This window comes from Caldisericum sp. (genome assembly GCF_049967455.1).
In the GTDB taxonomy this organism is placed as follows: Bacteria; Caldisericota; Caldisericia; order Caldisericales; family Caldisericaceae; genus Caldisericum; species Caldisericum exile_A.
The window spans coordinates 119,249-145,234 of record NZ_JBMFSR010000002.1 but is presented as its reverse complement, the minus strand read 5'-3'; the positions used below and the strand labels follow the sequence as shown (position 1 = coordinate 145,234).

The window sequence follows — 25,986 nt, the reverse complement described above, 5'->3', positions numbered from 1 at the left end:
TCGATAACAATTTTAAAAGTTTTTATAAAAGTTTGTTCTGTTATCACCTCCTTTTATTCTCTTTCTTAAATTGTAAAAAATTTTTTCATTTCAAGAATATTGTCATCTTTTTTTGATCTTTTTGGAATTGTCATATTAAAGCCCCAAATTTACAAAAATTTTAGTGCAATTCCTTTTACTAAAAATGCTTTAATTATGGGTTTTAACTAATCAAAGAGAAAATACTTTTATTAGATTTATAATAAATTGCTTTAGTTGGGAACTTATAGAATTTTTATAATTTTTCTTTTTAAAGGTGTAAAATATTCATTGGAGGCTTTTATGGAAAATTTTATAGGTACTTCAGGTTATTATTATCAAGGTTGGATAGGTGAATTTTATCCTGAGGGGATGAATTCAAAGGATTTTTTTGAATACTATGAGCGCTTTTTCAATACAGTTGAACTTAACTCAACTTTCTATCATATGCCTCGGAAAAATACAATGAAAAGTCTTAAAAGAAAACTTAAAGAAGACTTTCTTGTAAGTGTAAAACTCAATAGGACAATCACACATGTAAAAAGACTCAAAGATGTTAAGGATTTACTTCAAATGTTTTTTGAAAGTGTCCTTGAATTGGAGAAAAATTTAGGTGTTGTGCTTGTTCAACTTCCACCTTCTCTTAAAAGAAATGACGAACTCTTGTATTCATTTATAGAAATACTTCCAAAGAACGTAAAATTTGCAATAGAATTTCGCCACAAAACATGGCTTGATGATAATGTTTTTCAAATACTTAGAAATAACAATATTGCTTTTGTTGTTACTCATGGAGATAATTATCCGTTGTGCAAAATTGATACAGCAAATTTTGCATACATAAGGCTTCATGGTCCAAAGGAACTGTATGCCTCTTCCTATTCGAGTGAGGAACTTAAAGAGTGGGCAAACCATATAAGATCCCTAAACAAAAAGGGTTTAAGTGCTTTTGTGTATTTCAATAACGATTTTTATTGCTATGCAGTAAAAAATGCCCTTACCTTGAAAAAATTGCTCTCCTGAATTATAATCTTTCATTATGAAAAGTAGAAAAATATTCTCAATAGTTTTACTTATATTTTCAACGCTTATTTGGGGTTCAACTTTTACGCTTGTTAAATCGATACTTAGATTTATAACTGATTTTCAACTGCTCTTCCTTCGTTTCGGTTTTGCAAGCATCTTAAGTGTTTTTGTGGTAATCAAGTATAGAAAATTACTAAAAAATCCCAAGATATTTTTATTTCTTTTTGCGTTAGGGGTTTCTCTTTTTATTGCATATACTTTTCAAACTGCTGGACTAAAATACACAACGCCTACAAAGAGCGCTTTTATAACTGGTCTTTATATAGTTTTTACTCCTGTATTTTCCGCAATGTATCTTAAGGAAAAGCCGAGAAATTTTGAGATTATTGCTTTGATTTTATCTTTCATTGGGCTTTTGTATTTATCACAAATTAATCTAAGAAGTCTTGGCTCTATTAATTTTGGCGATATCTTAACTTTGTTATGCGCGATTTCTTTTGCTTTTCAGATTGTTCTTACAGAGAAGCTTGTTAAAGATTTGCCAAGTTTACTTGTAACTTCATTTCAGATGGTTGTTTCGTTTATATTGTCTATTCCATTTGCCTTTCTAAATAGTACCTTTAATTTAAACACTTTCGTTTTTATTTCGACTTTGTTTTTGGGTGTTGTTGCAAGTTTCTTTGCGATTCAAACGGAGTCTTTTGCATTAAAATATATCGATTCAACTGAAGCTTCTCTTATTTTTATCCTTGAACCAGTATTTGCATATTTGTTTTCCTTCTTTATTTTGGGGGAAAAGCTTAATGTCTATGGAATTATTGGTTCTATATTGATTTTAACATCAATGTTTATAATTGCTATTTATAATAGAGAATAAGTGGAACAAGCATTTCGTCTTCTGTAAGATTTCCGTGCTTTCCTAAGAGGCTTACTTCGCTTTCTTCCGAAATGAATTCTATACACGAATTATCTTTGAAGATTATTACATAATCTCCAACGCGCTCATCAAAGTTAATAGTTTCTCCAAAAAGTCCAAGATTAAATGCTTCTTCTTTGGTTAAAGCAACAATATTTTCAAACTTTTCGAAAAATTCTTTTTTTAATTTTCCGTTTGTGTAAATATAAGGTGCTCTTACATCTGAAGCTGGTAAAAGAATATTTGAGGAACCTGGTTCATCTCTTAGTTTGATAACTTTTCCTTTTGATGTATCAATCTGTCCGTGATCAGCTGTAATTATAAGGAGTGTATCATTATCAATTTTTTCAAGAAGCATCTTTAAGAAGTAATCGATGAATTTTATTTCAGAAATCACCGTTTGAGAAAAAGGGCTATAGTGGTGGGAAAGCGCATCAATACTCCACCAATAAGCATTAATAAATACAGTATCGAGTGTAAGCAACTCTAAAATCTTATTATATAAGTCAGAGAGTGTCAAGTAACCAATTTCTTTTGTCCCTCTATATACTGCTTTATCAAAGGTACTTGAAAGATAATCAGATCTTACAATTGAATAATTTTGTATCCTATAGTCATTTAATATTTCAAAAATTGTCTTAATTGGGATGAACCAACTTTCATCAAATTTTATTGGGCAATTTTTATTCACGGAAAGCTTTTGGAAAAGAGGATTAATAAGATTTCCAAATTCTTTTGCATAGAACCTATATCCCAGTGCGCCATGTATTCCGGGAGTACTTAAAGTGTATATAGAAGGCAATGCTGTTGCAGTTGTGGAAGGAAATGTTGAAGTAATAACTGTGTATAGGCCGTTATTAATCATTTCTTCAAAGGATTCAAGCAAGACTTTATTCCTTACGAAATTAAGAAGATTAAATCCAAGTGCATCGATGAGCAAGAGAACAACTTTTTTCTTTTTAGGAATTTCCAAAGATTGAATTACAGAAAGTTTTTCAAAGTTATTTTGAATTTCATAGTTTTCAAGAATAAAACTTCCTATATTTGAGATATTAAGGCCATTATATATTGGTGTGATAAGACCATTAATTTTTGACTTCTTTTTTATCTCTTCGATCGTATCAATAAACATAATTAATTAGATGGCGGAGGGGATAGGATTCGAACCTACGAGGCTCATCGCCTGCCGCATTTCAAGTGCGGTGCCATCGACCACTCGGCCACCCCTCCACTTCTATTTCCTTGTTATTTTATCAATTCCCATGTATTTTTGCAATACCTTGGGGATAGTTATACTTCCGTCTTCATTCTGATAATTTTCAAGGATTGCAGCCATAGTACGTCCAACGGCAAGCCCTGAACCATTTAGCGTATGAACGAATTTTAAATCTCCATCTTTTGTTTTATATCTTATGTTTGCTCTTCTTGCCTGAAAATCTTCAAAATTGCTTACTGAAGATATTTCAACATATTTTTCTTGTGCTCCCATATAAACTTCTGGATCAAATTTCATCGCAGCTGTGAATCCAAGATCTCCTGTGCACATCATCTTGATTTGATAGGGAAGTTCTAAGGCTCTTAAAATATCTTCTGCGTTATCGAGGAGCTCGTATAGATTTTTGTAAGAGTCTTCAGGTTTTGTAAATCTAACCATTTCAACTTTATTAAATTGATGTACCCTTATAATTCCTCTTGTATCTTTTCCAGCAGCGCCTGCCTCTTTTCTAAAACAGGCAGTATATGCAACATACTTAATTGGTAGATCTTCTTCATTCAAGATTTCATCTCGGTGCAAATTAGTTACAGGAACTTCCGCTGTAGGATCAAGATATAATTCTTCTCCTTCAATTTTGTACATATCTTCTGCAAATTTTGGTAACTGCCCAGTTCCAATCATTGAATCTCTATTAATTAAAAATGGGGGAAAGACTTCTTTGTATCCATGATGTTCTACGTGGTAATCAATCATAAAGGATATCAATGCCCTTTCTAATTTTGCGCCTAATCCTGTCAATACATAGAACCTTGAGCCAGAAATTTTTACTGCTCTTTTAAAATCTATTAAACCTAATTCTTCTGCAATTTCCCAGTGTGGTTTAGGGGTAAAACTAAACTCTCTAATTCTTCCTTCCTTTCTTAAGACTAAGTTTTCTGTTTCATCTTTACCAACAGGAACTGAAGGGTGCGGGAGATTTGGTATGCTTAAGAGTATATCTTTATAGGTTTTCTCAACACCTTCAAGTTCTTTTTCTATTTGATCTATCTTGTCACCTAATTTACGGACTTCTGCACGGATATCATCTACGTTTTCTCCCTGTTTTAATTTTTTTCCAATACTTTCTGAGAGTTCTTTTCTTGTGTGTCTCAAATTATCGATTTCCTTTATGAGTTCTCTTCTTTTTTTATCAATTTCAAGGAATTTATCTACTAGATTTGGATCGGATCCCTTGTTTTTAATTCCTTCTTTTACAAACTCTGGTTTTTCTCTTATCAAATTCGGATCAAGCATTTTAGCCTCCTATGGATTTATTGTAATTGTTTTTTCTCCATATGCAATAACATTTCCATTTGAATCCTTTAAGTATGCTTCAATTTTCATATCACCTGTTCTAAGCGCAAGAATGGAGTAGTTATAAGTTCCGCTTTGATCATTTGTAAGATTTGCAATAGGTAAATTATCAACAATAAGAGTTAATGTTTTGTTATTTAAGTCAAATTGAGATGCATTAACTGAAATATTGACGGGATCGCCAACCTTATATGTATCTTTATCTGTTAAAACAAGCAAATTCTGTGTAATAAATTCATATCTTGGGTCATATTGCGTTGGTTCAGTTCCTTTTACAAACGCTCTTTCTTCTGTAAGATCCAAAGGACATGTGGGGGGTGCAAGAAGTCCCGAATCTTTAACAACCCTTACAACAACAAATCCAAGGTCACGTATATCTGTTGGTGGTAAAAATCCATTGTGGTATGCGTATTTTATTATTGTGGTTCCATCAGCTGGTTTGTCTGTTAAATAACCCGTATCGTTGTATGCATTTTTAAATGTAAGATTTTGAGGTTGAGGAAAATTGTTTTTAGGAAAATATTTCATTGCAGTAAGCATAAATTTCTTCCAGATCATGGCAGGAAACCTTGCACCTGCATTCATTACATCGGGGAATGTAACTTCATCTGAATCAGGTCCTACCCATACACTTACAGAAATATTAGGTGTATATCCGTCAAACCACGCGTCTCTCCAATTGTCAGTACTCCCCGTTTTACCTGCCGATGGAAGACCGTTTATTTTTGCATTTGATTTATGAGCCATTACATAACTAAAAATGTTGTTCATAATGTATGCAACATCTTCTGGAATTGCTCTGTAGGATTGATCCTGGTGTTCGTAAAGAACTCTTCCGTCTGCTGAAAGTATCTTTGTTACAATATAAGGCTCATGGTAAATTCCTCCATTTCCCAAAGTTGCATATGCATTTGCCATCTCGAGTTGTTTTACCTCAAAACTTCCAATTGCAATTGAAGGATAAGAATTTAGTGGTGTTGTTATCCCAAATTTTCTTGCTGTGAGTATTACTCTATCAAGACCAACACTAAGCGCAGTTTTTACTGCAGCAACGTTTGAGGACTCATTTAGAGCATCTCTTACACTTAAATACCCAAAGTATCTTCCTTCCCATTCATGAGGTGTCCAGTTATCAATGGAATAGTTTTCTGAAAGAATTATGGAGGATGGTGTGATAGAGCCATAGAGGATTGCAGAAGTATAGTCAAATATCTTAAAGGAAGATCCTGGTTGTTTTAATGCAACAGTTCTATTAAATTTGGTATTTTCGTAATCTCTTCCTCCAACCATTGCAAGTATTGCACCTGTATTAGCATCAACTGCAGTAAGTGCTGCTTGAGGTTGTATCACTCCTTTTGAGTCTTTTTTTCCTTTTGGAAATATATTGCCTTTTTCTGCATTAGTTAAAACTTCATCTATTGCTTGTGTTGCTGCCTTTTGTAGTTCTGGGATTATGGTTGTGTAAATCTTTAACCCGCCTGCATACAACATGGTTGAACCAAATTTTGATGCAACAAAATCTTTAACATAGTCAATCACATAACCCATATTATCTTTTTCAATAACTTTATTTGTTAGTTTAATCTGTTCATTAATTGCTTGATTATATTCTTCTTGGGTTATTATTCCGTAAAAGAGCATTTTGTCGAGGACTTCTTTTTGTGCTGCTTTTGCATAGTCAAAATTAGCGTAAGGGTTGTATTCGGAAGGTGCCTGTATAATTCCTGCAAGCATTGCTGCTTCTGCAAGATCAAGATCTTTTGCGTGTTTACCAAAGTAAGTTAAGGCAGCCTGTTCAATGCCATATGCACCCGAACCAAAATAAACTTGATTAAGGTACATTTCCAGGATTTGGTCCTTTGTAAATCTTTTTTCGAGTTCTATTGCAAGTAAAGCTTCTTTAACTTTTCTGTCTATGGTTCTTTCTTGCGTTAAAAACATAGTTCTTGCAAGTTGTTGAGTAATTGTGCTTGCACCTTCAATTGTTCTTCCGCCACTTATTAATGCAACATAAATTGCTCTTAGAATGCCTTTGTAATCAAGTGCTCCGTGCTCATAAAAGCGCTTGTCTTCTTGTGCAAGTACAGCTTTTATAGCTATAGGCGAAATTTCACTAAGCTTCACATATATTCTATTTTCCGTTGCATAAACATTTGTTATTAAATTTCCTTTGTAGTCGAATATTTGAGATGCTTGGTCTGGAGAGAAAGAATATATATCAATATTAGGAAGGTCTTTTTTCGCTTTATTTATATAAAATGCAAAAATACTTCCACCAATTATCCCAACAATCAATACAAAAACAAGAAGTGTAACTATAATTGCTTTAAATATGGATTTTTTCTTTTTCTTGTTTTTATTTAGTTCTTCCATTTTAATCACCTGCCCCTTTAAACATTAGGTAAAACAATAAGCCAATTAATCCTTCAAGAAAGAGCAAGACTCTGTATAGTGGAGGCAATTTCTCTTTTCTTAAGAGGATGTTTGTAAGAATCCCTGTAACAAACCAAATCGAAATTATAACTATAATCATTCTCATTATTTATACGCCTCCTTGATGAAGTATTTTCCTAATCCTGTTGCTTTTATTTCACCATTTTTATCTTTAATTTCACCGTATGCTTGAAAGATATTATGTTTTGTCTCTTTTGGATATCCATAAGCAAATAGTTTCTCGTTTATGAGGCAGTGTTTAAGGTATTTTACATTAAGTTCCACAGTGTAGAGGATATAGCCTTCAAGAAATTTTACATTCGCCATCATATCGTCAAGAATTGCAGCTATGATACCGCCGTGTATAATACCTGGATATCCTTCATAATCCTTGTCCAATGAGAATTCTGCATATGTAAATCCATCTTTTAACTTTATATCCAATTTTAAACCCTTAGGGTTTTCTTTGCCACATACAAAACAATTGAAGCTCATCTTACCTTCTCAAGGGGTGCATAGCGTAGGTCTAAGTTTTTAACTCCAATTTTTAAAAATTGAATAGTTGCATAAGGAATGTCTCCCTCAAAAGCTACATCTAAAACTTTACCTAAGCCCCAAACTCTATGAAGCACCATATCGCCTTTTCTAATTGCGAATGTGTGCTGTTCTTCTTTCTCTTTATTGTACTCGAAAATTTCCATTTCTTGCAAAAATCTCGAAGTTTTTGTTGGATTAAGACTCCCGAATTTCGACCTTCTTAATGCATAAATTAAGAAAAGTTGTTCCTTTGCTCTTGTTATACCAACATAACACAATCTTCTCTCTTCTTCAATATCTTTTGTTGTTTCGAGAGATCTAAAATGAGGCAATAAACCTTCTTCAAGACCAACAAGAAATACTACAGGGAATTCAAGTCCTTTTGCTGCGTGAAGCGTCATTAAGGAAACTCGATCATCTTCTTTTGATTCATCTATGCTTGTTATAAGGGAAATTTGTGTGAGAAGTGTAGAAAGATTTGCATCTTCTGTTTCTCTTGTAAAATTAATTACCATATTTTCAAATTCTTTTACGTTTCCGATCCTTTCGTCGCTTTCTTCCTTAAATTTTTCTTGAAGGTATTTTATATATTTTGTTTTTGAAACTACTTCCTCAACAAAACGCGGTAGAGGCAACGTTAAAGATAATTCTTGTAATTCTTTTATTAGCTCGTAGAATTCTTTTAAAGGTTTTGATTCTTTTATCTTAAGATAATCTTCAATGCTCTCGAAAAGAGACTTTTCATTCTCACCTGAAATTTTTTCTAATTCTTCGATGGTTTTTTCTCCAATTTTTCTTGGCGGAATGTTAACTATTCTTTTGAAACTAATATTATCATTTGGGTTGTTTACAATTGTAAGATATGCAATAATGTCTTTAATTTCTGCTCTTCCGTAGAATTTTTGGCCTCCTATTACCTGATATGGAATTCCCTCTTGGATAAGGTATTCTTCGAAGGCTCTTGACTGGAAATTTGTCCTATAAAGAACTGCAAAATCTTTGTTTCTGTAGTCTTTTTCTTCTTTTAAAGTTTTTATTTTATTCACTACAAATCTAGCTTCATCCAGCTCGTCAAGTGCTTCGTAAAAGCTAATTGCATTTTCAAGACTGATATCTGAAAAAAGCTCTTTCTCGGTCCTTCTTTTGTTGTGTTTAATGAGTTTATTTGCGATATTGAGAATTTCTTGTGGAGATCTGTAATTTTTTTCAAGTTTGACGACCTTTAAGTCTGGGAAATCCTCGTAGATTTTATCGATAAATTCCGAACTTGCCCCCCTAAATGAGTATATGCTTTGATCATCGTCACCAACAAGAGTAAATCGCCTTGTTTTTTCTGTTAATATCTTTATAAATTCGTATTGCATTCTGTTTACATCCTGATATTCATCTACAAGTATGTGTCTAAATTTTGCTTGGTAGTAATGTAAAATCTGTTCATTTTCTTGAAAAAGTTTGATTGTAAGCATTATAAGGTCATCAAAATCCAATGCATTATTAACTCTAAGAGTTTTTTCATATTTTTTGTAAACTTTTGAAACAACTTCTTCAAAGTAGTCGCGTGAAGAGAATTTGCTTGCATCAATGAGGTTCATTTTTGCTTTAGAAATATAATCTTTTATTTCGTTTGGATTGATATATTTTGGATCAAAGTTTAGATCTTTCATAATATCTTTTATAAGATTTACAGAGTCGTCTTCATCGAGGATTGTGAAATTTTCTTTGTATCCTAAAAATTTGGCTTCTTTTCTCAAAATTTTGGCACAGATTGAGTGAAATGTTCCTATAAAGAGATCTTTTATTTCCTCTCCTATGATATGCTCAGTTCTTTCTTTCATTTCCTTGGCTGCTTTATTTGTAAACGTTACTGCAAGAATTTGTGAAGGTCTTATATAAATTGAATCAATAAGATATGCAATCTTGTATGTGATTACCTTTGTTTTGCCAGAACCAGCACCAGCATATACAAGGAGTGGTCCTTCGATATATGTTACTGCCTCAAGTTGGGCAGGATTTAGTTCATTAAGATAATTTTCTTTCATAAGTTATATTATAGCAGGAATTATTAATAGGAGTATGATTATATAAGGAGCAAAGAATAGAAGGTTTGCTTTTGATATTTCAATTTCATAGGTTTTACTTATAGCCAAAATAAAAAGTATTATTTCCCAAATAATAAAAAAGATATTTAAAGTTTGTGAATATCCTATATTTAAAAATGAAAATATGACATATATAAACCTTGAAAGCATTATTGGTGTTGATGCAAAGGCAAGGTTTTTCATAAGTTTTATGCCGTTGGTTTTTCCAAAAATAATTTGAGATAGCAATTCGTAAATTGAGGCAGAGAAAAGCGTTGATACAAAAGGAAGGCAAAGTGTTAAATACAAAAATTTGTAAGAGGTGACTGTAGCTTGAAGTGTTTTTATTAATTCATTTGTTAGTTCAGGCAAGACATTTTGAATAGAGCTTAATCCAAATTTTACAAGAACAACCGAATACAAATATAAAATAGTACCGTTTAATAATAAAAAGAGTAAAAAAGTAATTGTCTCTATTTCTTCCTCAAATGCTTTCTGCGGTGATTTTATGACTTTTATTATTCTTTCAATAAGCATTCTTTTCTCCTATTGATTAGTTTATCTTATATTCAAAAATTATTTGAGAGGGGTCTTTCATGTGTTGTAAGAAGTCTAAAGTTTCACCAAACAAACTTTGTAAAAATGATTTTTGGATTCTGTATTCTTTTACATCAATTGTCTCTAGATTTAAATCTTTTTTAAGTTCACTGATTGTATCATCCAAAGTTCCAATTTTGTCGACAAGTCCAAGTTTATAAGCTTTACTTCCAAGATATATTTGTCCTTGTGCCAGGTTTCTCAGATTAACTTCGTCTAGGTTGACTCTGTTTTCTTTTACAACATTCAAAAACTTTTCATACATCTCATTTACTATTTCTTCAAACATCTTTTTCTCATCATAAGTTAGTTCTCTATAAGGCGATCCAATATCTTTGAATTTTCCACTCTTGATAGTAATAATGTTGATTCCAACTTTCTTTAAAAGTTCTTCGTAATTTAGAAGGTTCATTATTACTCCAATACTTCCTGTCTCTGTTAAAGGTTCTGCAAATATTTTATCCGAAGACATGGCTATGTAGTATCCACCCGAAGCGCACACCTCTCCCATTGAAACATAAATTTTGATATTATTCTTTATTTTAAATTGCTTTATTAGATTATAAATTTGGTCAGTTTCATATACAGTGCCACCAGGACTTGAAATTCTTAGAATAATTCCCTTTGGTTTATTTTTGCGGAGTTCGCCAAATATTTTTTTAACATCACTCGAATTAAATGAATTTTGGCCAACTTCGCCAATAGTTCCTTCAAGATACACTACAGCAATAAAATTACCAGATTTAACAGTGATATTATTTTTGAAAGAAACAAGGTAAATAAACAAGACTATGAATAAAAATATTAAAATATCAAGTGTAATTTTTTTCTTCATCTTTTACTGCCTTTTGGATGATTTCAAGAATTTGATGCATTTTCAAATTTGTTTTAAAACCTGCCGCTTCTTTGTGTCCTCCCCCGCCAAATATTTCGGCAATTTTTCTAACATCAATGTTATTTTTGCTTCTCAAGCTTCCTTTAAACCCACCATCTTGGAGTTCTCTTATAAAAAGGATAATTTCGATGTCTTTTTGCTTTCTAAGGTAATCTACAATACCCTCAGTGTCGCTTTCTGTTGCGTTGTAATTTTTGAAATCTTCTTGTGTAATGTATGAAAAACCAATTTTATCGATAATTTCAAGGCGTAGAAGTGCAAGACCAAGAAGTTTTAGATGAGGCAAAGTTTCCATCTCATATACCATCCTTGAAATGTAATACGGTCTTGCTCCCATTATAACAAGTTCTCTTGCTATATTAAAGGCAGCTTCTGTTGTATTATTAAAGCGAAAAGATCCTGTATCTGTAAGAAGACCCGTATAAAGAGCCTCTGCTATGTCTCTATCTATTGGAAGATTTTCTTCTTTTATTAATTCAAAAACAAGGCAAGAAGTAGATGGATAACCGACTTTCACATATTTAACATGAGAGAAATTTTCATTGCTTATATGGTGGTCAATCCTTATTATTTTCTTGAAATTACTTAAATTGAAAGTAATTCCTTCAACCCTGTCAATATTAGGCGCATCAAGTAAAAGGAAAACATCTGTTTGTATTCTTTCATCAATTTTTTCGTTGATCTTTTCAAAATTCTTTAAGAAGGCAAAATGGTTTGGTATTTCTCCTGGCACAAAGTAGAAAACTTTCTTGCCCAATTTTTCAAGAGACATTCCTAATCCAAGAATTGAACCAATACCATCGCCATCTGCATTTATATGAGTCGTAAGGAAGAAAGATTTACTCTTCGAAATTATGTCTCCTATTTCTTTAAGTTCCTCCAACATCTTCTCCTTTTTCTTTCAATTCCTTTTCTACTTCGTCTAAAATTTCAAGAACTTTATTTCCCTTCTGTATTGATAAGTCAAAATGGAAATTTAGGAGTGGTACAAATTTCATGTTTTTGAGTCTGTGTGCAACGTCCCTTTGGATTCTTCTTGTTGCTTTAATAAGTTTTTGTTTTATTTCCTCCTCTTCGTTTTCATGTCCAATGATAGTGTAGAAAACTTTAGCGTATCTTAAATCCTCAGACATTTCTACATGTGTTATTGTAACGCTTTTAAGTAATGGGTCATCAAGAGAGTGCATGTAAGTAGAAACCTCTCTTAAAATAGCCGATTCAATTTTGTGCTTTCTTAATTCACTCATTTTGCCTACCTACCTTATACATTGAAATTATACTGAAAAGTAATAATACGGCAAAAGGAATTAAATGCAAATTTAAATTGCCTCCATCTATAAACTTTACTTGAAGTGCAACATAAGTTGCAACTAAAATAATAATTATTCCAATTACATCACTTAAACTTATCTTTTTGATTGACATGATTGCAAAACCAATTGAAACAATAATGACTGCGGTTATGTAGTCAGAATGAAGGCCAAGTCCAAATATTAGTGCAAGTCCGATTCCAATAATAAGTAATCCTGCAAACATCTCAATTTGTCCGAAGTACTTCTTAATTGACTTAAACGCTTCAAAGAATTTATTGATTGCAAGAGCAGTTAGAACAAACGGAATTCCTAATCCCAAAGAGTAGAACGTGAGGAGAATTATGCCTTGAATTACTTGCGAATGTGTTCCAGCCATAATAAGAATCGTTCCTAGAATTGGTCCAACGCATGGAGTCCATCCGAAGCTGAAGGCAAATCCCATTAGAAATGCCTTAAGTAACGATGGAGTTGAGGCCTTTATGTTCATCTTTTTTTCATAGCTAAGAAAATTAAACCTAACAATTTGTGAAGTATGAAGCCCAAAAATGATTACAATTATTCCTGCAATAATTTCAAATAGTCTCTTATTTCTTGATAGGAATTTTCCTACAAATGTTGCAGTTGCACCAAGTAAAATAAAGACAAAGGAGAAACCCAATACAAAAGCAATTGAATTGAATAAAAGTTTCTTTGTATTTGTTGTTCCTCCTTTTAGTTCAATTAAAGTCTCTCCAGTTATGTAAGATATATACGCAGGTATTAGAGGAAGCACGCATGGTGAAACAAATGAAACAAAGCCTGCAATTATTGCTTGTAGTATTTCAGCAAGAGATAATGTCATAATTTATCTCCTATACAAGAAGAGTAGATAGGATTCCTGTTAAGAATATACCATCAAATGTCCCTGCACCTCCTATGCTTACAACTGGTGCACCCAATTCGAATACTTTGTTCAAATTAAGAATGTCTGCGCCTATAAGAGTCCCAAGTGTCCCACTAATATAGGCAACAATCGGCGCGTAATGTCTTGAAAGAATTAACGCAACAATTGCTGTTATGATGGGAGGAATAAAGAATGGAACAGCAATTCCAATACCTCTAACAGGCTTTGCAAATGAATGCACAACGAGTGAAACAATCACAATACCAACAATTGTAAGAAGTGCAACGTCTATTTTTCCAACAGAAAGGATTCTAAAGAATTCGTATATTGAGATAGCTATAGGAATAATCGCTCCACCCAAATTTATTGCTACAATTGTTGTTTGCTCTGTTACAAATGGAATTCTATACGGAACACCATAAAAGTAGACTACCTTTTCTTGGACAATTGGGTTTTGTGTTGTTATTTTACTTATTGGGATATTTATTGCACTTCCAAAAAGTGATAAAAGAAAAACAAGCGTTCCTGTTATTGGACTGAACCCAAGCCTTGAAAAGGCATCAACAATTCCACCAGCAAAAAGAAAAAATAAAATTGGATAAATTAGCAAGAACAGGAAAAACAAAATAATTAACATTGTAAGTTCAAAAGGAAAATAAATATAGTTTTTATTGTTCATTTTTACCTCCTATTTAATTCTATTATATTATAGCATTTTTTAAAATTTGTTTTTTTGTATAATTGAACTATGGAAAATGTATTGCTTTTGTTTGATCGCTTAAAAGTGTTCTTTGCTTTTGTATTTTTTATTTTCGGTGCAGTTATCGGATCGTTTCTAAATGTTGTAATATATAGACTTCCTCGCCATGAATCTCTTATTTTTCCTCAATCACACTGTCCTAAATGTGGACACAAATTATCAACTCTCGATTTAGTTCCTATTGTTAGTTATATTGCTTTAAAGGGTAAGTGTAGATACTGTGGTGCAAAGATTTCTCCTATTTATCCAATTGTAGAATCTTTAACGGGGATTTTATTTGTTTTAACTTATTTGAAATTTGGTTTTTCGTTGCTTACCTTAAAATACATAATTTTTATTTCTTTTCTTATAATTGTATCTTTTATTGACTTATTTGAGGGTGTGGTTTTTGACTCAGTGGTGATACCTGCCACTATTATTGGTTTAGTATTTGGCATATTTACAAATTTTAAAGACACGATTTTTGGTATTGTTTTTTATGCAGTTTTATTTTTTCTTATAATTGTAATATCGAAATTATTTTACAAAGAAGGAGGAATGGGCGAAGGAGATTTAACATCAGGAATTATGATAGGAGCGTTTCTTGGATTTAAATTTGGCATAATTGCCTTTATTCTTTCTTTTGTAATTGGTGCAGTTGCTGGGATTTTTATAATGCTTATTAGCAAGAAGGGTGGAAAAACTGAAATTCCATTTGTCCCCTATATGGCTATTGCATCTCTTTTGACAATATTTTTTGGTAATTATATTGTTGCTTTTTATTTAAATTTGTTTTAGAATGTTTTTAAGGAGGTAAATATGGGTCTTTTTGCAAAAAGTAAAACGCCTATTATTGGTGTGGACCTGGGATCGGGTTATATTAAAATAGCACAGTTTGAGAGAAAAGGAAACGATCTTAAACTCGTTAATTTTGGAGTTCTTGATACTCCAGAGGGGGCTATTGTCGAAGGCAGAATTGAAAAACCTGAAGAAATAAGAGAGGTTATAAAACAACTCTTGTCTATTTATTCTTTCATTGGAAACAGAGTTGCAACTAACGTTTCCGGAAAACTTGTAACTGTCAAAGAACTTATAATGGATGATCTTCCTCCACAGGAGCTAAATGAAGCAATAAAATGGGAAGTTGAAAAAATTCTTCCAGCACCAATCGATAAAATGGCTTTTGATTACCAGGTTTTGAGTAAAGTAAAGGAAGGAAATGCAGAGAAGCTATACATACTTTTTGCAGCAGCTCCAATTGAAGTTGTCGAAACGACAGCACAGCTTTTTAAGAGCCTCAATCTTGATCTTGTTTCAATAGAAGTTGAAGCTTTTTCTGTTTTAAGGCTTTTAAGATTCCTTGGTGAGTTTGCGGGAGACCCAGAAAGAGTAATTGCTGCAATTAACATTGGACATAGTTATACTTCAATTAACATGGTGGATAAAGGGCTTGTGAGGTTTTCAAGAATAATTCCCTGGGGTGGAAAGAGATTGACGGATAAGATAGCATATTATTTTGGAATCGATTCAAACCTTGCAGAGAACAAAAAACATGAAGAATTAGATTTATCAAACAAGGATTCTCAAATATTTAAGGCGGTTGAAGAAGATTTAAACGAGCTATCACTTGAGATAAGAAGATCCATAAGTTACTACTTTGCAAAGTACAACGAAGGAAAGGTCTCTGAGGTTACGATAATTTTAGAAGGTGGGACTGCTAACACTAAGAATATAGATCAGTATTTAGAGGAAACTACCGGTTTTCCTTCTGTTGTAAACAGGCTTTTTGCAGATATTGCAAAATATGACCCCAATCTATTTACTAAAGAGTATCTTTATGAAATGGCTCCAATGTTTGCTGTTGCAACAGGGCTTGCATTAAAGGAACATCAAATAACAAAGAAAAAAGAGAAAGCGAAGAAAAAGTGAGGTGGGTTTATGGAGGTTAAAGATTTTTATGAGATTGACATAAATCTTCTTCCACGAAGGAAAAAGATTAGACGTGCTATTGATAAGGAAACAAGAACTATTATTAATGTAGGTATTGCATTTCTGATAATCCTTGCAATTATTTATGCAGGGCTCTATTACCAAATCTACACAAAGAATCAGTATCTTAATGACCTTAATACTCGTATTGCTTCTCTTAAAAAGGTTGAAGATACTTTAAATTTGAGGAACAAACTTGGAGACGATATATTCTATTACGAAACCACAATCGAGAAACTTGTTAACTCTCAAATAGATTTTAACAATCTACTTATTGATATAGCAACATCTATACCAAAAGAAACTGTTATAGAAAATTTGAATGTTGATACAGACAAAAAGCTTATTCAAATTACAGGACACACAACAGACCTACAACATCTTGCATGGACTGCAAATGGTCTTTCTCAAAATCCAAATATTTTTAATCTTACTGTGGACCAATACAATGTGCCCTATGTAAAAATCCCAAATTCGCCTAACTATACAACGTTTACAATTTCATTTCAATGGAAGGGGATGGGAAAATGAGAGAGGAAACCTTCAATAAGCCTCTGAGTCTTAATGTTAGCACAAAGTTGGTTGTTGCAATTATACTTTTTTTAGTAATATTGGTGTTATTCTATATGTATGTTGTTACTCCCAAGATAAACGAGATTAATGCTTTAAATGACCAAATTTCAAAGGCTGAAGAGCGTCTGAACCTCTTACTGCTTGCACAAGAAAAATTGAGTTCAATAGAAAGAGAGATAAATCTTTATAACGATAGACTTGTAGTTTTAAAGCAAATTCTCCCTCCCCAAAGCGATGAATTTCTTTTTGCAGAAGAATTTGTTGCAATTGCAAATAAAAGTGGTGGGAAAATCACAAGTTTAAATTTCGAAAAAAGCAATCAGCAACAGCAGAATGCTTTGCCTACCTTTACACTTTCTTATGAAGGTCCAAAATACGATAACATTCTATCTTTTAATAAACTTTTGAAGGATAATTACCCTCAGATTATAAACATAGTTCAACTTTCAATATCAAAACTTGTTGACCAATCAGGTTCTATAAAATATATCGCAAATGTTAAAGGCGTAATAAATCTTTCGCAAAGGAAGTGATGGCTATGGCAACGAAGGAAACTAAAGCAAAAAGATCTTTCAAAATCTCAAAAGAAACCATTATTTTAGTAATTATTATACTTGTTATTTTTGCTGGGTGGAATCTTGTTCTGCCACATTTATTCAAAGTTGAAGAGGTTAAAAATGTGAGTTTGCCTCAGATAAAAAGAGGTGATGTTGAATTTATAAATAAGCAAATTGAAAATAGGACTCTTCAAGTACCAACTCTTATCCCGTCGGGCAATCAACTTGGAAAACAAAACCCATTTGAATAGGAGGAAGATATGCACAAATTGTTCGAAAAAATAGAAAATGCAAATGTTGATGCATTATTCATAAGCAAAATTCAAAATGTTCGATATATAACCCATTTTACAGGAGAAGAGGGTTTTGCAATTGTAATTCCTCCAAAAATTTATTTACTTGTTGATTCTCGTTTTACAGAACAGGCTCATATTGAGGCAAAAGAAGATGTAGAGGTTATCGAATGGTCCGATTTAAAAGAGGCAATTAGTTCGATTTTAGCAAAGAATAAAGTGCATTTCCTTGCAATTGAGGAAGGAAGTTTAAAATTTTCTACATACAAGTTGCTTTCTCAATTGGGATTTCTTGTTCTCGTTGGGACATATGACTTTGTTGAAGAAATTAGAATGGTTAAAGAGAATTGGGAGCTTGAGAAAATTCGAACTGCATGTGATATTTCTTCAAAATCGTTTCTTGAAACACTAAAATTCATTAAAGAAGGCATTTCAGAACTTGATATAGCAGCCGAACTTGAGTATCGTTTCAAAAAGTTCGGTGGTGAAAAGCCATCCTTTGACACAATCATTGCATCAGGAGAAAGAGGTGCCTTGCCTCATGGTGTTGCCTCCAAAAAGATTATAAAGGCGCATGAGCCAATTGTTTTCGACTTTGGCGTTTTCTTCGAGGGTTTTGCATCAGATACAACGCGTGTCGTTTCTGTTGGTGAAGTCTCAAAAGAGGTTAAGGATGTTTATACAGTTCTTATGGAATCCCAGGAACTTGGAAAAAACACCGCAAGAGAAGGTGTCTTAGCTTCGAATGTTGACAAAACTGTTAGAGATTACCTTTCAAACAAAGGTTTGGGATCTTATTTTACACATGGTCTCGGACATGGTGTTGGGCTTGAGATTCATGAACTTCCTTACGTTAATGCACGTTCAAAGTATACGCTTTCAAAGAATATGGTCATAACAATTGAACCAGGATTGTATTTTCCAAATAAGTTTGGACTAAGACTTGAAGATACTGTGATTGTAAAAGAAGACTCAACAGAAAATCTTATAAATCTACCGCACGAAATAATTATTGTTTAAATATCTAAATTAATTTTTGAAAGTTCTTTTAACACAGCATAATCAGTTTGATCAATAAGCAGGGGTGTGATTGCGGCATACCCCTCTTTTACATATTTTGAATCAGTTCCTTCTTCGTATGGATCCTCAAGAACACCACCAATCCAGTAAAATTCTCTTCCGAACGGATCTTTACCGATAAAGACTCTATTTTTATATCTTCTCCTTGATAATTTTGCAAATTTTACACCTTTAATACTGCTTATATTCGGGAAATTGATGTTGAAATAAGTGTTTTTGGTTTTTATTATTTTTGAAAGTTTATCGATAATTTTTACAGAGGTACTTGCTGCTAATTCAAAATTTGGATTTTCAAAGTCATTTACGGAAATTGCAAAAGACAAAATATTGTTAATTGCCCCTTCTCTTGCTCCTGCAACTGTACCTGAATATATAATGTCATCTCCGAGATTTGGTCCTTTATTTATCCCTGAAACTACAATATCAATCTTTTCTTTTATAAAGACATCAATAGCAAGAAGCACACAATCAGCAGGAGTCCCTGATACCCTAAGTGAAAGCTTCTCACCAATTCCGAGCGGAAATTTTTCTGCACGAAGTGGTTTGTGAAGGGTTGTTGCATGACTTAGAGCGCTCTGTGGTTTTTGAGGTGCAACAATATAGATATTGCCAAGGTCCAGAAGATTTCTTGCAAGTGTTTTTAAACCTTCTGATTCAATGCTATCGTCATTCGTAATTAAAATGTTCATCATTTTTTCACACTATAATGATATACTTTTAATAGCAATTTTGCAAGGAGTTTAAAGTGGAAAACGAGATTGAGATGAATAGACCCACATGGGTTGAAGTAGATTTAGAAGCTATTAAGAATAACTTTTTGAGAATACAAGAAAAAGTCTCATCAAAAAGTGTAATTTGTGTTGTGAAAGCGGATGCTTATGGATTAGGAGCATCTAAAATTGCAAGCACCTTAGAAGAGGTAGGTGCGAGTGCCTTTGCGGTTGCATCAATGGAAGAAGCTTTATCCCTTAGAGACTCTCAAATTAAAAAACCTATTCTTGTTCTTGGTTATGTAGATACAAGAAACCTCCATCTTGCATCTCTCAATGAAATTCGTATAACTCTTTTTGATAAGGACTTTTTGAAGCGTATTAATGATTATAAGAACGAAACGCCATTAAAAATACATGTAAAAATTGATACAGGAATGCACAGACTTGGAATTTCGTTAACCGAATTACCTTCTGTATTTGAAGAATTAAACAAAATTAAGAATGTAATTGTTGAGGGTATTTACACTCATTTTGCATCTGCTGATTCAGATCCCGAATACACAAGATTCCAGATAAATCAATTCAATGAAGCGATTAAGTATTTAAAGGATAGGAATATGCTTCCGAAAATAGTTCATGCAGCAAATAGTGCGGCATTGCTTAACTTTGTAGAGGCTCACTATTCCGCTGTAAGGCCAGGAATTCTTCTATACGGAATTTCTCCCAATCCACAAACACTTCAGTTAGGGACAGATTTTAGAGAAGCTTTAGCAATAAAAACAAGGATTGTGAAAGTTACTCAGTATGGTAAGGGGGAAAGAATAAGTTATGGGGGTACTTACAAAACAGAAAAGGAATCCCTCATTGCAACGATTCCAATTGGGTATGCGGATTGTGTTCCGAGAAATCTTTCAAATAGAGGTTATGTACTTGTGAAGGGACTAAAGGCACCAATTGTGGGTAATATTACAATGGATATGATGATGATTGATGTGACTGGTTTCCCATATATACATCCGGGAAATGAGGTAGTTATTGTTGGAAGTCAAGGGCAAAACAGGATAACATTGGAAGAATTTGCAAGTCTATCAAAAACGATACCTTATGAAATTTTAACACGTCTCAACAAGCGAATTAAACGTATCTATAAATGACGATTTGAAAAAAATGCTTAATCTTATATACTTATTTAAGGAGGTTTAACTATGGAAATAACAATTACAGCAAAAGGTGTTGAAAAATTACCAGATTTTACTGAAGAAGAAATCAAGAAAAAAATTGGAAAGTTAGAAAAGTATTTTGATAACATTCAGCAGGCAAATGTAGTAATTAATAAAGTAAGAGGCATCTACGAAATGGAAGTAACAATATTTGCCTCTCAAAAGATAATAAGAGGTGTTGGAAAAGGTTCCTTAATTGACGAGGCTCTTGATAATGTTTTGGAAAAACTTGAGATTCAGGTAAAGAAGTTAAGTGACAGACTAAAAGGCGAGAAAAGAATTTCAAAAGAAGAGATCTTTGGAAGTGTAGAGGAAGAGGAAAGTGAATTTCCAAGAATCACTAAAGTAAAGACTTTTCCGGTAAAGCCAATGAGTTTAGAGGAAGCAATGCTTCAAATAGAGTTATTAGGACACGACTTCTTCATCTTTAGAGACGAAGAAACAAACGAAATTAATGTTTTATATAGAAGAAAGGATGGTAACTACGGTTTAATTAAACCGCAATAATAGATATGCTTTTAGACTTTTTAGATCCAGTAAAGAGAAACCTCAAAAGGTACTGGGATATAGTAAAAAAGATTAATGAGATTGAAGAGGATATTTCTTCCCTACAAAATGAAGATTTAGCTAAGAAGACTTATGAGTTTAAAGAAAGACTTGCAAGGGGAGAAACGACTTCTGATCTTCTTGTTGAAGCCTTCGCTGTCGTTAGAGAGGTTGCAAAGCGTACCTTAGGGATGAGACATTTTGATGTTCAGATCCTTGGAGGACTTGTGCTATTCCATGGCGGTATTGCGGAAATGAAAACAGGTGAAGGTAAAACCCTTGTTGCAACCTTGCCATTGTATCTTAATGCTCTTGAAGGCCATGGCGGTCATCTTGTGACTGTTAATGATTATCTTGCTAAAAGAGACGCTCTTTGGATGGGTCCTATTTATAAGTTTTTAGGGCTTACAGTTGGTGTTATTCAGCACGAAGAAGCTTTCCTTGTTGATTGGGAAGATAAAGAAAAGTTTACGGTAAAACTTGTTCCATGTTCAAGAAGACAAGCATATTTAGCAGATATTACATATGGCACAAACAATGAATTCGGTTTCGATTACCTAAGAGATCATCTCGTTGTTTCAGAAGATGAAATGGTTCAGAGAGAGCTATACTATGCGATTGTCGATGAGGTTGATAGTATTCTCATAGATGAAGCACGAACACCTTTAATTATTTCTGGTCCAGCAGAGGAATCTACTGAGATGTACTATGTTGCTAAAAAAGTTGCAGATAACCTTGCAAGAGATATTGACTATGAAACAGATGAGAAATTGAAAACCGCATCACTTACACAGGATGGAGTTAAAAAAATAGAAAAACTACTCCACATAGATAACTTATATGACGAACGCTTCGTTGATCTTGTAAAGCATATCAATCAAGCATTAAGGGCTAAAGAATTTTTCCATAGGGACGTTGATTACATCGTAAAAGATGGTGAAGTAATAATTGTTGATGAATTTACAGGACGACTAATGTTTGGTAGGCGTTATAGTGATGGTTTGCACCAAGCAATAGAAGCAAAAGAAGGTTTGAGAGTTCAAAGTGAAAATCAAACTCTTGCAACGATAACATTCCAAAATTATTTCAGAATGTATAAGAAACTTGCAGGTATGACCGGTACCGCACTAACTGAGGCAAGAGAATTTAAAGAAATTTATAACCTTGATGTATATGTTATTCCTACAAATAAGCCTGTTATAAGAATTGATCATCCCGATGTTGTATATAAAACCGAAGATGCAAAGTTTAGAGCAATTGTCAAAAAAATTGAGGAGCTTTATAAGAAAGGACAACCTGTACTTGTAGGAACTCGCTCTATAGAGAAGTCTGAACGTCTTTCAAAGATGCTTAAACGACTTAACATTCCTCACAATGTGTTAAATGCAAAATATCACGAGAAAGAAGCGGAGATTATAAAGGATGCAGGACAGTATAAGGCTGTGACAATCGCAACTAATATGGCTGGACGTGGTGTTGATATAAAGCTTGGTGAAGGAGTTGCAGAGTTAGGTGGACTTTTTGTACTTGGCACAGAGCGACACGAGGCAAGAAGAATTGATAACCAGTTAAGGGGACGATCAGGAAGACAGGGCGATCCTGGTGAGTCTCAGTTTTATCTTTCTTTGGAAGATGAATTAATGAGATTGTTTGGAGGAGATCAAGTAAAATCAATTTTGACAACGCTCAGAGTAGATGAAGATGAGCCTATTGAACATCCTCTGCTTTCGAGGATTATCGAAAACGCTCAAAAGAAAGTAGAAGCTTATAACTTTAGCATTAGAAAAAATCTTCTTGACTATGATAATGTCCTGGAAAAACAAAGAGAAGTAATCTATAAAGAGAGAGAAAAAATTTTGAAAGAACCTTCAATAAGAGATGAAATAATTGAAATGATAAAAGAGGTAGTTGCAACTACAGTTAATGCACACTATGTTACTGAGGAGCTTGACGATGAAAGAAAAGTTGAACTTGAAAAAGCATTAACAAACATTCTTGGGAGGAATGTGAGACTTGGCGAAGTTTCTAATATAAAAAAGGATGAGTTAATTGAGCAAATTCAGGATCTTGCAGTTAAATTGTATGAAGAAAAAGAGACACGTTTTACTCCTGAAATAATGAGAAATGTTGAAAAATATCTTCTTCTAAGGAATATTGATTCCAACTGGAAGGATCACCTCTATGCAATGGATGAACTAAAGGAAGGTATCGGCCTTAGAGCATACGGCCAAAAGGATCCTCTTCTTGAATACCAAATTGAAAGTAGGGCACTTTTTGACGCAATGCTTGATAGAATAAAATACGATACTGTCTTTATGCTTTACCGAGTTGAACTTGCTCCAAAGGAAGAGAATAAAACCAAAAACGATAAAGTTGATAAAAAGAAGAAGAGATGATAACTGACGAAACAAAAAGACAAATACTGGAGACAATTGAAAAAATTGAAACTCTCCTCGATCCTGAGTGGCTTAAAGAGCATGAAGAGACCGTAAAAACATTAGAAAATAGGACCTTAGATAAAGATTTTTGGAAAAGTCCAGACTCTAAAGAAACGTTGAAACTTTTGTCTATGACAAAAAAAGAAATATCAAAATTCAGAGAACTTGAAACTCTAAAAAACGACTTGCAAACTTTACTTGAACTGTATGAAGAATCAGAAGAAAATCTTGATAAGGAAGCTCTGGAAGTTCTTGAAAATGCAAACAAGCTTGTAAGAGAATTTGAAATAGAGAGGTTCCTTAGTGAGCCATATGATGATTTGAATGCTTTTGTTTCATTTTCATCTGGTGCAGGCGGAGTTGATGCGCAGGATTGGACTTCAATGCTCCTAAAAATGTACTTGAGATTCTTTGAAAAAAAAGGTTTTGAGGCAAAAATAATTGATCAAACTGTAGGAGAAGAAGCAGGTATTAAGAGCGCTACTGTTTATGTTAAAGGCGAGTTTGCATATGGTCTTCTCAAAGGTGAATCTGGTGTGCACAGACTTGTGAGGATTTCTCCGTTTGATGCCAATAGGAGACGACATACTTCATTTGCGCTTGTTGAGGTTTTGCCTGATCTTGGGGAAGTTGAGGACATAGAAATAGATGAAAAGGATTTGAAGATAGAAATTTTTAGAGCAAGCGGTCATGGAGGGCAAAACGTCCAAAAAGTTGAAACAGCGGTAAGAATTACACATATCCCCACCGGAATCACTGCAACATGTCAGGATGAAAGATCTCAGTCTCAGAATAAGGCAATGGCAATGAAAATTCTTAAGTCAAGATTGATGGTTCTTGAAAAGAAGAAACAAGAAGAAACTTTAAAGGGTTTAAAGGGGGCCTTTCGCTCGATTGAATGGGGAAACGAAATCCGCTCATATGTTCTTCAACCTTATAAACTTGTAAAGGATCACAGAACTGGGGTTGAAATAGGAAATGTGGATGAAGTGTTAGAAGGAGAACTTGATGAGTTTATCTGGGCTTACCTTAAGTCCAAGAAATAAAATTCTTCAAATTCTAAAAGAAGCTACTGGAATTTTTGTAGGTTCGCTTATATATGCCATTGCAATTGACGTTTTTATTCAACCGAATCACATTGCTCCTGGTGGTTTCATAGGTATTGCAATCATCTTAAACCACTATTTACCATTTTTAAAGGTTGGTATAACTGTTGTTTTAATGAATATTCCCCTTTTAATTTTAGGTCTTCGAAGGATTGGTTTAAAATTCTTCTTTGGGACTATTCTTGGAACAATCCTTTCTTCTATCTTAATTGATATTCTTGCACCATACTTGCCCTCATTTACAACTGACCCAATGCTTGCTGCTCTTTACGGTGGTTTTATTATGGGTGCAGGCATTGGTATTGTTTTTAGATTCTATGCCTCTACCGGTGGTACTGACCTTCTTGCACAACTTATTTATGATTTTACTGGTCTTCCTTTTGGTCAGGCCTTGATGGTTGTTGATGTTGTTATAATTGTAGCGTCGGGTTTTGTTTTTAAGGACATTAATGTTCCGCTTTATTCTATAATTGCTGAACTTATTTCTAACTATGCAATTGATCTTGCACAAGAAGGATTTTTATCTTATAAAGTTTTGTTTATAATCACAAGAAAAGGCGAGGATATTAAAAAGAGAATATTTGAGGAAATTGGAAGAGGTGTTACCGAGTTTGAAGTGAAAGGCGGTTATACTAAACAACTAAGAGATCTTCTCTTAGTTGCAGTGCTACATACAGAAGTTATGAAAGTAAAGAGGATTGTTGTCGAAACAGATCCAGAGTCATTTACGATTGTTGGAGACGCATCTGAAATCATTGGGCAGGGCTTTAAGTCTCCCAAGGAGAGGTTATGATAGAGTTAAAGAATGTCTCTAAGATTTACCCAAATGGAGCAGTTGCACTTGATAAAGTAAATTTAAAGTTTAATAAAGGTGATTTTGTTATCCTTATGGGAGAGTCGGGGGCAGGTAAGACTACACTTTTAAAGATAATAAGAGGCGATGAAGAGCCAACCGAAGGGCTTGTAACTTTTGAAAGTATTGATATTAGAAAATATAACAAAACAGACTTGAGAAGAAAAATTAGCTTTGCCTTTCAAGATTTAACTTTAATTGATGATAGAACTGTTTTTGACAATGTATCCTTGCCAATGCAGTTTAGAGGGATAAGTTTCAAAGACATTCATAACAAAGTTGAAACTGTTTTAAGTGAAGTTAAACTCAGAGAAAAGATGTATAAACTAGTGAAGGAATTGTCTTATGGAGAAAAACAGAGAGTTTCTATCGCAAGAGCTTTGATTGTTGAGCCGAATGTTTTATTACTGGATGAACCCACAGGCAATCTTGATGTAGACACAGCAAAGGCAGTTCTAAATTTTGTTGAAGTTTTAAATGAGAGAGGAACGACCGTTATAATGTCGACACACCATTTAATTGAATTTGGCAATAAGCCAAAAGGAATTATTAAAATTAAAAAAGGAAGGATAGTCGGAAAGGAATATGTATAGGCTATTTTATATATTGAGACA

The 25,986-nt window shown here is 33.3% G+C and carries 27 protein-coding genes and 1 tRNA gene; 14 read left to right on the top strand and 14 right to left on the bottom strand.

Annotated features, from left to right (window positions below; all coding sequences use genetic code 11):
- Positions 1–321: 321 nt before the first annotated feature.
- Both ACP5SP_RS01615 and ACP5SP_RS01610 read left to right on the top strand, forming a co-directional pair.
- On the top strand, positions 322–1,041 hold the full coding sequence (locus ACP5SP_RS01615) for a DUF72 domain-containing protein (RefSeq protein ID WP_424586819.1): 720 nt from the start codon (positions 322–324) through the stop codon (positions 1,039–1,041).
- 16 nt (positions 1,042–1,057) lie between these two features.
- Positions 1,058–1,921 (top strand): DMT family transporter, encoded by an 864-nt coding sequence (locus tag ACP5SP_RS01610; RefSeq protein WP_416084861.1) that lies wholly within the window; start codon positions 1,058–1,060, stop codon positions 1,919–1,921.
- On the opposite strand, the gene ACP5SP_RS01605 is transcribed toward ACP5SP_RS01610, so the two are convergent.
- The 13 genes from ACP5SP_RS01605 to ACP5SP_RS01545 all read right to left on the bottom strand — a co-directional run bounded on the left by ACP5SP_RS01605 (position 1,902) and on the right by ACP5SP_RS01545 (position 13,944).
- The gene (locus ACP5SP_RS01605) at positions 1,902–3,092 is read right to left on the bottom strand and encodes an alkaline phosphatase family protein (RefSeq protein WP_424586818.1); all 1,191 of its coding nucleotides are present in this window, start codon (positions 3,090–3,092) and stop codon (positions 1,902–1,904) included. The two genes, ACP5SP_RS01610 and ACP5SP_RS01605, sit on opposite strands and share 20 nt — an antisense overlap.
- 11 nt (positions 3,093–3,103) lie before the next feature.
- A tRNA-Ser gene (locus ACP5SP_RS01600) sits at positions 3,104–3,190 on the bottom strand.
- Positions 3,191–3,194: 4 nt separating this feature from the next.
- Entirely contained in the window at positions 3,195–4,469 is a 1,275-nt protein-coding gene (gene serS / locus ACP5SP_RS01595) for a serine--tRNA ligase (protein WP_424586817.1), read from the bottom strand.
- Positions 4,470–4,478: 9 nt separating this feature from the next.
- Complete coding sequence (locus tag ACP5SP_RS01590; protein ID WP_416084858.1) at positions 4,479–6,902, bottom strand: transglycosylase domain-containing protein; 2,424 nt, start codon at positions 6,900–6,902, stop codon at positions 4,479–4,481.
- A 1-nt stretch (position 6,903) separates the two neighbouring features.
- Positions 6,904–7,068, bottom strand: a complete 165-nt coding sequence (locus ACP5SP_RS01585; protein ID WP_416084857.1) for a hypothetical protein — start codon at positions 7,066–7,068, stop codon at positions 6,904–6,906.
- A complete protein-coding gene (locus ACP5SP_RS01580) occupies positions 7,068–7,457 on the bottom strand; it encodes a hotdog domain-containing protein (protein WP_424586816.1) in 390 nt (129 codons plus the stop codon). Before ACP5SP_RS01580 ends, ACP5SP_RS01585 begins: the two co-directional genes overlap by 1 nt.
- Positions 7,454–9,538: an ATP-dependent helicase gene (locus ACP5SP_RS01575; protein ID WP_424586815.1), complete on the bottom strand. Its 2,085-nt coding sequence runs from the start codon at positions 9,536–9,538 to the stop codon at positions 7,454–7,456. Before ACP5SP_RS01575 ends, ACP5SP_RS01580 begins: the two co-directional genes overlap by 4 nt.
- Before the next feature lie 3 nt (positions 9,539–9,541).
- Positions 9,542–10,114: a YIP1 family protein gene (locus ACP5SP_RS01570; RefSeq protein WP_424586814.1), complete on the bottom strand. Its 573-nt coding sequence runs from the start codon at positions 10,112–10,114 to the stop codon at positions 9,542–9,544.
- Between the two features lie 16 nt (positions 10,115–10,130).
- Positions 10,131–11,009 (bottom strand): signal peptide peptidase SppA, encoded by an 879-nt coding sequence (gene sppA, locus ACP5SP_RS01565; RefSeq protein WP_416084853.1) that lies wholly within the window; start codon positions 11,007–11,009, stop codon positions 10,131–10,133.
- Positions 10,987–11,952, bottom strand: a complete 966-nt coding sequence (locus tag ACP5SP_RS01560; protein ID WP_424586813.1) for a DHH family phosphoesterase — start codon at positions 11,950–11,952, stop codon at positions 10,987–10,989. The genes sppA and ACP5SP_RS01560 overlap by 23 nt, the downstream gene beginning before the upstream one ends.
- Positions 11,939–12,316 (bottom strand): 30S ribosome-binding factor RbfA, encoded by a 378-nt coding sequence (rbfA, locus tag ACP5SP_RS01555; protein WP_416084851.1) that lies wholly within the window; start codon positions 12,314–12,316, stop codon positions 11,939–11,941. The genes ACP5SP_RS01560 and rbfA overlap by 14 nt, the downstream gene beginning before the upstream one ends.
- Positions 12,309–13,223 carry a cytochrome c biogenesis CcdA family protein gene (locus tag ACP5SP_RS01550; protein ID WP_424586812.1) on the bottom strand — a complete coding sequence of 305 codons (915 nt, stop codon included), beginning with the start codon at positions 13,221–13,223 and terminating at the stop codon, positions 12,309–12,311. The genes rbfA and ACP5SP_RS01550 overlap by 8 nt, the downstream gene beginning before the upstream one ends.
- 10 nt (positions 13,224–13,233) lie before the next feature.
- Positions 13,234–13,944 (bottom strand): DUF1614 domain-containing protein, encoded by a 711-nt coding sequence (locus ACP5SP_RS01545; protein WP_424586393.1) that lies wholly within the window; start codon positions 13,942–13,944, stop codon positions 13,234–13,236.
- Between the two features lie 69 nt (positions 13,945–14,013).
- On the opposite strand from ACP5SP_RS01545, the gene ACP5SP_RS01540 reads away from it, so the two are divergent.
- The 6 genes from ACP5SP_RS01540 to ACP5SP_RS01515 are packed head-to-tail and all read left to right on the top strand — an operon-like array spanning position 14,014 to position 18,436.
- The gene (locus ACP5SP_RS01540) at positions 14,014–14,802 is read left to right on the top strand and encodes a prepilin peptidase (RefSeq protein WP_416084848.1); all 789 of its coding nucleotides are present in this window, start codon (positions 14,014–14,016) and stop codon (positions 14,800–14,802) included.
- 21 nt (positions 14,803–14,823) lie between these two features.
- Positions 14,824–15,933, top strand: a complete 1,110-nt coding sequence (pilM, locus tag ACP5SP_RS01535; protein WP_416084847.1) for a type IV pilus assembly protein PilM — start codon at positions 14,824–14,826, stop codon at positions 15,931–15,933.
- Positions 15,934–15,942: 9 nt separating this feature from the next.
- A complete protein-coding gene (locus ACP5SP_RS01530; protein WP_428075914.1) occupies positions 15,943–16,524 on the top strand; it encodes a hypothetical protein in 582 nt (193 codons plus the stop codon).
- Complete coding sequence (locus ACP5SP_RS01525; protein ID WP_416084845.1) at positions 16,521–17,099, top strand: hypothetical protein; 579 nt, start codon at positions 16,521–16,523, stop codon at positions 17,097–17,099. Before ACP5SP_RS01530 ends, ACP5SP_RS01525 begins: the two co-directional genes overlap by 4 nt.
- Before the next feature lie 5 nt (positions 17,100–17,104).
- Positions 17,105–17,374 carry a hypothetical protein gene (locus ACP5SP_RS01520; protein WP_424586391.1) on the top strand — a complete coding sequence of 90 codons (270 nt, stop codon included), beginning with the start codon at positions 17,105–17,107 and terminating at the stop codon, positions 17,372–17,374.
- 9 nt (positions 17,375–17,383) lie between these two features.
- Positions 17,384–18,436 (top strand): M24 family metallopeptidase, encoded by a 1,053-nt coding sequence (locus ACP5SP_RS01515; RefSeq protein ID WP_428066396.1) that lies wholly within the window; start codon positions 17,384–17,386, stop codon positions 18,434–18,436.
- On the opposite strand, the gene surE is transcribed toward ACP5SP_RS01515, so the two are convergent.
- Positions 18,433–19,188, bottom strand: a complete 756-nt coding sequence (gene surE, locus ACP5SP_RS01510) for a 5'/3'-nucleotidase SurE (protein WP_416084842.1) — start codon at positions 19,186–19,188, stop codon at positions 18,433–18,435. The two genes, ACP5SP_RS01515 and surE, sit on opposite strands and share 4 nt — an antisense overlap.
- A gap of 53 nt (positions 19,189–19,241) precedes the next feature.
- On the opposite strand from surE, the gene alr reads away from it, so the two are divergent.
- From alr to ACP5SP_RS01480, 6 genes are read left to right on the top strand one after another with little or no spacing between them, the layout of a single operon-like run.
- Positions 19,242–20,363 (top strand): alanine racemase, encoded by a 1,122-nt coding sequence (alr, locus tag ACP5SP_RS01505; protein ID WP_428075912.1) that lies wholly within the window; start codon positions 19,242–19,244, stop codon positions 20,361–20,363.
- Between the two features lie 51 nt (positions 20,364–20,414).
- The gene (gene hpf, locus ACP5SP_RS01500) at positions 20,415–20,936 is read left to right on the top strand and encodes a ribosome hibernation-promoting factor, HPF/YfiA family (RefSeq protein WP_416084840.1); all 522 of its coding nucleotides are present in this window, start codon (positions 20,415–20,417) and stop codon (positions 20,934–20,936) included.
- Positions 20,937–20,941: 5 nt separating this feature from the next.
- Entirely contained in the window at positions 20,942–23,371 is a 2,430-nt protein-coding gene (gene secA, locus ACP5SP_RS01495) for a preprotein translocase subunit SecA (protein ID WP_428075910.1), read from the top strand.
- Positions 23,368–24,459: a peptide chain release factor 2 gene (gene prfB / locus ACP5SP_RS01490; protein ID WP_424586388.1), complete on the top strand. Its 1,092-nt coding sequence runs from the start codon at positions 23,368–23,370 to the stop codon at positions 24,457–24,459. The genes secA and prfB overlap by 4 nt, the downstream gene beginning before the upstream one ends.
- Positions 24,422–25,312, top strand: coding sequence for a YitT family protein (locus ACP5SP_RS01485; protein WP_416084837.1), 891 nt, complete (start codon positions 24,422–24,424; stop codon positions 25,310–25,312). Before prfB ends, ACP5SP_RS01485 begins: the two co-directional genes overlap by 38 nt.
- A complete protein-coding gene (locus ACP5SP_RS01480) occupies positions 25,309–25,965 on the top strand; it encodes a cell division ATP-binding protein FtsE (protein WP_416084836.1) in 657 nt (218 codons plus the stop codon). Before ACP5SP_RS01485 ends, ACP5SP_RS01480 begins: the two co-directional genes overlap by 4 nt.
- Positions 25,966–25,986 lie beyond the last annotated feature (21 nt).